This window comes from uncultured Oceanicoccus sp., from assembly GCF_963968385.1.
In the GTDB taxonomy this organism is placed as follows: Bacteria; Pseudomonadota; Gammaproteobacteria; order Pseudomonadales; family Dasaniaceae; genus Oceanicoccus.
The window spans coordinates 1-7,841 of the sequence record NZ_CAXAHB010000070.1; the positions used below are offsets into that span (position 1 = coordinate 1).

Below are 7,841 nucleotides of genomic sequence, written 5' to 3' on the forward strand. Positions count from 1 at the left end.
ATTTGCCGTATATTTGCCGTTATTTGCCGTATAGTTTAGGTAAGTCAATCGCTGGCAATCAATGCCATAGATTTGAGGCAAAAATAAAAGCTAGGTCTCATTTTATTATTATTTTTTGGCCCGTTTTGGGCTTTCAAGGAGAAATACCATGTCAAAAGGGCAAACGTTACAAGACCCTTATTTGAATGTTTTACGCAAAGAGCGGGTACCCGTTTCCATTTATCTCGTTAACGGCATCAAGCTACAGGGGCAAATTGAGTCCTTCGATCAGTTTGTGGTGTTGTTAAAAAATACCGTCAGCCAGATGGTTTATAAGCATGCTATTTCAACCGTGGTACCTTCGCGGGTGGTACGCATGCCTATGCCTGATCAAGATGGCGACAGCTAATAGCAGCAATCAGCCTTATTTGAGACAAAACGTTGTTTTTTGAGCGTCCCGATACCGGTGAGCGGGCGGTTTTAGTTCATCTGGATCTTCGTCATGAGTCTGAACGTGAAGATCCTCGGGAGTTTGAGGAGTTGGTTCGATCGGCTGGTGCTGATCCGGTTGCCCTAATCGGTGGCCAGCGCACATCACCCACCCCACGTTTTTTTGTTGGTTCCGGCAAGCTGGAAGAAATTCGCACGCAAGTTAGCTTGCTGGATGCGGAAATCGTGTTATTTAATCATGCCTTATCCCCCAGTCAGGAGCGCAATTTAGAAGCTGAGCTGAAATGCCGTGTGCTTGACCGTACTGGTTTGATTCTGGATATTTTTGCCCAACGCGCTCGTACCCATGAAGGCAAATTACAGGTAGAGCTGGCGCAGTTGCAACATATGTCGACGCGTCTGGTCAGAGGTTGGACCCACCTTGAGCGACAAAAGGGCGGTATTGGTTTAAGGGGGCCGGGTGAAACCCAGCTAGAGACCGACCGTCGTTTACTGAGAGCCCGCATCAAATCGATTAGCAAACGTCTGGAAAAAGTTCGGCGTCAGCGTGATCAGGGCAGAAGGGCGCGCAGTCGTGCTGACATTCCAACGGTTTCACTGGTGGGTTATACCAATGCCGGTAAATCAACCCTGTTTAATAGCATGACTGATGCCAAGGTATATGCGGCCGATCAATTGTTTGCCACGCTAGATCCAACTCTTAGAAATATTTCAATTGCAGATATTGGTCCTATAGTGCTGGCTGATACGGTGGGATTTATCCGGCATTTGCCGCACAAACTGGTGGAAGCTTTTCGCGCTACGCTTGAAGAGGCGGCGCAGTCAGACTTACTGATACATGTGATTGATTGTGCCGATGAAGAGCGCGCTGACAATATTGCGCAAGTAGAAATTGTACTGAAGGAAATTGGTGCGGACAGTATTCCACGGTTGGAGGTATTGAATAAAATTGACCTATTAGATGCCGACCCACGTATTGATTATGATCAGGATGGAATAGCAAAGCGAGTCTGGTTATCGGCGCAGCAGTCGCAGGGTATTGCCTTATTAACCGAGGCCTTGGCGCAATGGCTGGGCGATGACTTTGTCCACGGTCAATTGACTTTGGCTGCCGATCAGGGTCGACTGAGAGCGGCATTTTACAAACACAATGCCGTGGTGACAGAGCACTATAATGACCAAGGCTTGAGCGAGCTGGAAGTGCGCCTGCCCAAGTCAGACTTTTGCCGTATAGTCAGTGCTCAGCAGTTGGATCCTGAACCACTGCTAGCAACCATGATTAAACAACAAACCGACAACTAAGCGCGACGCGGCCGCTAGAAATTTGATAGACTGCGTCGCAAATGCGGCAACAGACGCAATTAATAAACGTTTACCTTGGTAACGGGAGAGTGAAATGGTTTGGAATGAACCAGGTGGGGGCGATAACAAAGACCCTTGGAACAACAATAGAGGCAATGATGGTCCGCCGGATCTAGACGAAGCCTTCAAAAAACTGCAGGACAAACTTAATGGATTGTTTGGTGGCGGTTCAGGTAGTGGTGGTAGCGGTAGTGGCGAAATCAGTGGCAGCCTTATTGTGCTGATTATCGGCATTATTGCAATTATCTGGGCGGCTATGGGTATCTATCAGGTCGATGAAAAAGACCGCGCCGTCGTTCTGCGCTTTGGTAAATATATGGATACCTTGGGTCCGGGTCTGCACTGGAATCCGCCGTTGATCGACAGTAAAACTATCGTCAATATTACCGAAGAGCGGCAGTACCCTTCACGCGGCTTAATGCTCACCGAAGATGAAAATATTGTTGAATTGCCACTAACGGTGCAATACAACATTGCCGATCCAAAAGCCTTTGTTCTCAACGTTAAAAACCCTGAGCTCAGCCTACAGCAAGCCAGCGATAGTGCGCTGCGCCATGTGGTCGGCAGCAGTAAACTGGATGAAGTCGTTTCTATAGGCCGTGAGCAAATCGGTGTCGATGTGCAACTGCGCTTGCAGGAATATCTGGATAATTACGGCACCGGCATCCAAGTCGTTAAAATCAATATTCAGGAAGCGAAACCGCCAACTGAAGTGAAAGATGCTTACGATGACGTGATCAAAGCCCGAGAAGATCAGGAGCGCTTGGTCAACGAAGCACAGGCTTATGCCAACGGCATCATTCCTGAATCCCGTGGTAAAGCTCAACGTATTATCGAAGAAGCCAATGGTTATAAAGCCAAGGTAATTGTCGAGGCTAAAGGTGAAGCCACCCGCTTCGAAAACTTATTAGCCGAATACAAAAAAGCGCCGGAAGTCACCCGCGAGCGTTTATACCTGGATGCAGTACAGGACGTAATGAGCAAAAGCTCAAAAGTCCTGGTTGATATCGAAGGTGGCAACAATATGATGTATTTGCCACTGGATAAACTTAGCCAGCAGCGCAGCGACTTTGGTGGTAACGCCATGTCCAACGCCAGTATCAGTGACATAGCTGACGAAGTGATTAAAAAGCTGCGTCGCGAGCAAACTAGCAGCCGCGGCCGGGAGACACGCTAATGAATCGATTAATACCTATTGCGGTTTTGCTGTTTTTAGCCATCATTATTGCTGACAGCAGCCTTTACGTGGTCAAAGAAACCGAGCGTGCTGTTAAGCTGCGCTTTGGACGTTTGATCGATACCGATATCCAGCCTGGCTTGCATGTCAAAATGCCGTTATCTGATGATGTGCGTAAATTTGATAGTCGGGTAATGACATTGGATGCCCGACCAGAGAGTTTTTTGACGGTACAGAAAAAACGTCTCATCGTTGATTCTTTCGCCAAATGGCGCATTGCCGATGTCGATACTTACTACAAGGCCACCGGCGGTAACGAAGCTCAGGCTATGAACCGCCTAGCCAAGCGGGTTAATGATGGTCTGCGTAACGAGTTTGGTACCCGTACTTTACATGAAGTGGTTTCCGGTGAGCGTGATCAGCTTATGCTGGATATTAAACAGGGCCTTAATCAACGTGTTAGAGAGTCTCTGGGTGTAGAAATTGTCGACGTGCGAGTTAAGCGGATTGATCTACCTCCAGAAGTTAGTGACGCAGTATTTCGCCGTATGAAAGCCGAACGGGAGAAAGAAGCTCGCGAACTGCGTTCCAAAGGTTTGGAGTCGGCCGAAAAAATCCGCTCCTCTGCCGAACGTGAAAAGACCATTATCGAAGCAACCGCCTATAGTGAATCCGAACTATTACGCGGTGAAGGCGATGCTCAGGCAGCAGCTACCTATGCCGCCGCCTACAGCAAAGACCCAGAGTTCTATGCTTTTGTGCGTAGCTTAAATGCCTATCGCTCATCCTTTAAAGATAAAGGCGATATTATGCTGGTCGACCCGCAGAGCGACTTCTTCAAATACCTGAACGACAGCAAGGCAGACCGTTAGCACACCCGCTTCGCTATCCCCGCGAAAGCGGGGAGGCAGACTAGCCAAAAGCGAGTTTATTTGTGTTATCATCCCGCAAACCGAGCAACGTTATGAGTTTTAACCCGACATCATAATATTGCGCGGTTTTTTTGTGCTTGATGAACTCTCACTTTGTTGGATTGACTATGACCATTGCTGATCGTTGGTTATTACCCGATGGCGTCGAAGAACTGCTGCCTGAACAGGCTGCGCAGGCAGAATCCCTGCGCCGAAAGTTACTCGACCTGTATGCCAGCTGGGGCTATGAACTGGTTGTGCCGCCGCTGATTGAATTTACCGAATCACTATTAGTCGGTCTTGAGCACGATATCGATATCCAAACCTTTAAAGTGGTAGACCAGCTAAGCGGTCGCACCATGGGTATTCGCGCTGATATTACCCCGCAAACAGCTCGCATTGATGCTCACAGCCTCAACCGCGAAGGGCCTGTGCGTCTGTGTTATGCCGGCAGCGTGCTGCACACCAAACCACAATCGCTGTTGGCTTCGCGCTCTCCCATACAATTGGGCGCTGAACTTTATGGCGATGCCACTCTCGGTGCTGATCTTGAAATGATCAGCCTGATGTTAGAAACCTTGCGTGCCGCTGGCGTTGATCAAGTCACGCTGGATTTGGGTCATGTCAGTATTTATCGCGCCTTAGTGGCACAGGCTGGGCTGGATACTGATGCCGAACAGCAATTATCCGATGCCCTGCAACGCAAAGCCGCTGTTGATATCGAGACAGCCATTGCCAATAGTATTAGCGATCCGGCATTGGCCGCTATGATGCGTGCGCTAAGCCAGCTCAATGGCGATCGTTCGGTACTTGAACGCGCCAAAATTGCATTGGCCGATGCCCCTGCGGTAGTGGCAAAAGCGATTGATGACCTGGCAACCGTAGCCGATCAGATAACCGCCAGAATGCCTGAGATCAATCTTTACTTTGATCTCAGTGAACTGCGCGGTTATCACTATCACACCGGTTTAGTCTTCGCGGCGTTAGCGCCGGGGCACGGCCAAGCTGTTGCCAACGGTGGTCGCTACGATGATATTGGTCAAGTTTTTGGTCGTGCCAGACCCGCTACCGGGTTTAATACCGACTTAAAAGCCTTGCTAAATTATTTATCGCCGGAACAGAGTGCGGCAACCGTCGACAGTATTTTTGCGCCTGACAGCAGCTTGCTATCCGCCGAAGACAGCTTGTCACTATGGCAGACGGTACAAACATTAAGAGCCCAAGGTGAGCGTGTGGTCTGCGCTTTATCTGGTCAAACCTCAGCCCCTAATTGTCATCGTTATCTGCAATTACAACAGGGCCAGTGGCAAATTGTTAACGATTAAGTTTTTAGTTTAGATCAACCTTAGAGAGAAGTAATGAGCAAAAATGTAGTCATACTAGGCACCCAATGGGGTGATGAAGGCAAAGGCAAGATTGTTGATTTGCTCACAGATCAGGCTGGCTTAGTCGCCCGCTTTCAAGGCGGTCATAACGCCGGTCACACCTTGGTTATCAATGGTGAAAAAACAGTATTGCATCTTATTCCGTCAGGCGTGTTACGGGAAAACGTCCAGTGCCTAATCGGCAATGGCGTAGTGTTATCGCCAGCGGCCTTGCTCAAAGAAATTGGCGAACTGGAACAAAAAGGTGTGCCAGTGCGAGAGCGGTTACTGTTAAGCCCCGCTTGCCCCTTAATTCTTGATTACCATATTGCCCTTGACCAAGCTCGCGAACTGGCTCGTGGCGAAGCAAAAATTGGTACCACCGGCCGCGGTATTGGTCCAGCCTACGAAGATAAAGTAGCCCGTCGCGGTGTCCGTCTGGGTGATTTATTACACCCCGAACGTTTTGCCAGCAAATTAAAAACCGTGATGGAATTGCACAACTTCCAGCTGACCCAATACTACAAAACAGACGCAGTCGATTATCAAACCGTTTATGATCAGGCGATGGAAATGGCTGAGCAGTTAAAGCCAATGATTGCCGATGTAACTGGTCTATTGCATGACTCGCGCGAGGCCGGAAAAAATATCTTATTTGAAGGCGCCCAAGGTTCACTGTTAGATATCGATCACGGCACTTACCCTTTTGTGACTTCTTCCAATACAACTGCTGGCGGTACCGCAACCGGCAGTGGTTTTGGTCCTTTATATCTGGATTATGTGTTAGGTATTACCAAGGCTTACACCACCCGCGTTGGTTCCGGCCCTTTTCCGACCGAATTATTTGATCAAGTTGGTAAGCACCTTGCCGAAAAAGGTCATGAGTTTGGTGCCACCACTGGTCGCGCTCGGCGTTGCGGTTGGTTTGATGCGGTAGCATTACGTCAAGCTGTTCGCATCAATAGTCTTTCCGGTCTTTGTTTAACCAAGCTGGATGTGCTCGATGGTTTGGAAACCATTAAAGTCTGTACGTCTTATCAGGACGCCGAGGGTAATGCAGCACCCATGCCGGTTGATGCCGATGACTATGAGCGTTTGGTACCTGTCTATGAAGAGCTGCCTGGCTGGAGCGAATCTACATTGGGTGCTAAAACCTTGGAAGAAATTCCTGCCGCTGCCCGCGCCTATATAAAACGGTTAGAAGAATTAGTCGGCGCGCCGATTGATATTATTTCCACCGGCCCCGATCGAGTGCAGACGATAGTATTAAAACATGCCTTTGATTGATTTTTTCCTAAATTGAAAACGGTACAGGCTGTGGGCAAATGAGCATGCAGCCAATTTGCCGTTCTAACGTAGCCGATCAACCACAGCATTAATCCGCAATCGCAGTAAAGAAATTCTCCTTAACTTAACTCTCGCTGACCATCAAAACTTAGCGCATAAACCTGTTTGGTAGTCCGCTTTGCCATCCCTTTATGTCATTCCCTTCTACGCCAGTAATACCAAGTACCAAGACGGATTTATCTGATATATAAGAATATTTAGTACGGCATATAATCTTGATTTTATTTAATGGCTGTAAAGTTATTACTACTTAGGTGTTATATATAAAGCTAAATAACAAGATTAAGATACAGGCCAACTAGTGGTTTCTAATAATCTTAAAAGTAACAGGGAGATGTTATGCCAATCAATTTTGCTAGCCGGAGTGTTGTTCTTTTCTTTATTGTTAGTTTGATTATGGCCTGCGATGCCACAAGTCGGTATGGTTTTAATGCTGGCACCGTTGAGGCTGGAGGCGAGTCGGTTGATGACGATACGAATTCTGTAGAAACCAGTGCCGAATCGGCTGATGCCGAAACCTCCGTTAATGTCAGCGGCGATAATTCTGATGGCTCGATTCCTATCATTCCTGATTCTGAGGGAGCGTTTGAGCTAGGTCTGCTGAGCGGCGACTTAAAAATAGAAATAGAAAATACCTTTATAAAGCTCGGCTGGAATAATTCAGGTGACTATGACTATTATCATTTGGCTGTTAGCTATGATGATGGGGGTGTATTTGAATCCATAAAGTCTGAGGATGTAAAAAATCCAATTAAACACAAACTCAATATATCAAGATTGCATAGCACTATTTATAAAGTGACTGCCTGTAGTACCGATACGCAGGACAATTGTCCGGGTACTACTGATCTTGCACATGATACTAAGTCAATTCAAATTACAGATTACATAGATCAGATAGAAGCAAATTATATAAAAGATATAGGCACGCTTGGTAACAATGCCGAGTTCGGTATCGGTGTCGCCTTGAGTGATGATGGCGAGACTCTTGCTGTGGCTATTGGGAAAGGAGACTATAATGCTAATTTTCTGGAAGGTCGTGAAATTGGTCAGGCAAGTATATACAAAAACCCTATAGGGGACTTTGGTACAAGCAGCGATTTCGCAAAAGCGCCTAATGGATATAGCGTTATGGTCGTAAACCCCACTCTTGAAAAAGTTACTGATGTTGCTTTGAGTGGAGACGGTGGCATTGTTGCTATGGTATCTCCGAATGCTGTAATTGCCTATACGCTGGATGACGATATGTCA

7 protein-coding genes are annotated in these 7,841 nt (G+C 47.4%); all 7 read left to right on the forward strand.

Translation table 11 applies throughout. From position 1 onward, the window contains the following. Window positions 1-148 precede the first annotated feature (148 nt). Entirely contained in the window at window positions 149-388 is a 240-nt protein-coding gene (gene hfq / locus AACP44_RS07540; protein ID WP_339339880.1) for an RNA chaperone Hfq, read from the forward strand. A gap of 32 nt (window positions 389-420) precedes the next feature. Continuing rightward, window positions 421-1,731, forward strand: coding sequence for a ribosome rescue GTPase HflX (hflX, locus tag AACP44_RS07545; protein WP_339339881.1), 1,311 nt, complete (start codon window positions 421-423; stop codon window positions 1,729-1,731). Between the two features lie 94 nt (window positions 1,732-1,825). Beyond that, window positions 1,826-2,968: an FtsH protease activity modulator HflK gene (gene hflK / locus AACP44_RS07550; RefSeq protein WP_339339882.1), complete on the forward strand. Its 1,143-nt coding sequence runs from the start codon at window positions 1,826-1,828 to the stop codon at window positions 2,966-2,968. Further along, window positions 2,968-3,840, forward strand: a complete 873-nt coding sequence (hflC, locus tag AACP44_RS07555) for a protease modulator HflC (protein ID WP_339339883.1) — start codon at window positions 2,968-2,970, stop codon at window positions 3,838-3,840. The genes hflK and hflC overlap by 1 nt, the downstream gene beginning before the upstream one ends. Before the next feature lie 167 nt (window positions 3,841-4,007). Then, the gene (locus tag AACP44_RS07560) at window positions 4,008-5,204 is read left to right on the forward strand and encodes an ATP phosphoribosyltransferase regulatory subunit (RefSeq protein WP_339339885.1); all 1,197 of its coding nucleotides are present in this window, start codon (window positions 4,008-4,010) and stop codon (window positions 5,202-5,204) included. A gap of 33 nt (window positions 5,205-5,237) precedes the next feature. Then, on the forward strand, window positions 5,238-6,530 hold the full coding sequence (locus AACP44_RS07565) for an adenylosuccinate synthase (protein WP_339339886.1): 1,293 nt from the start codon (window positions 5,238-5,240) through the stop codon (window positions 6,528-6,530). Between the two features lie 399 nt (window positions 6,531-6,929). Then, window positions 6,930-7,841 (forward strand): hypothetical protein (locus AACP44_RS07570; protein WP_339339888.1); only part of this gene is annotated, 912 nt, incomplete at its 3' end.

Coding starts and splice junctions, on each gene's coding strand:
- hfq (WP_339339880.1), top strand. CDS start 149: ATGTCAAAAGGGCAAACGTTACAAGACCCTTATTTGAATGTTTTACGC.
- AACP44_RS07565 (WP_339339886.1), top strand. CDS start 5,238: ATGAGCAAAAATGTAGTCATACTAGGCACCCAATGGGGTGATGAAGGC.
- hflK (WP_339339882.1), top strand. CDS start 1,826: ATGGTTTGGAATGAACCAGGTGGGGGCGATAACAAAGACCCTTGGAAC.
- hflC (WP_339339883.1), top strand. CDS start 2,968: ATGAATCGATTAATACCTATTGCGGTTTTGCTGTTTTTAGCCATCATT.
- AACP44_RS07560 (WP_339339885.1), top strand. CDS start 4,008: ATGACCATTGCTGATCGTTGGTTATTACCCGATGGCGTCGAAGAACTG.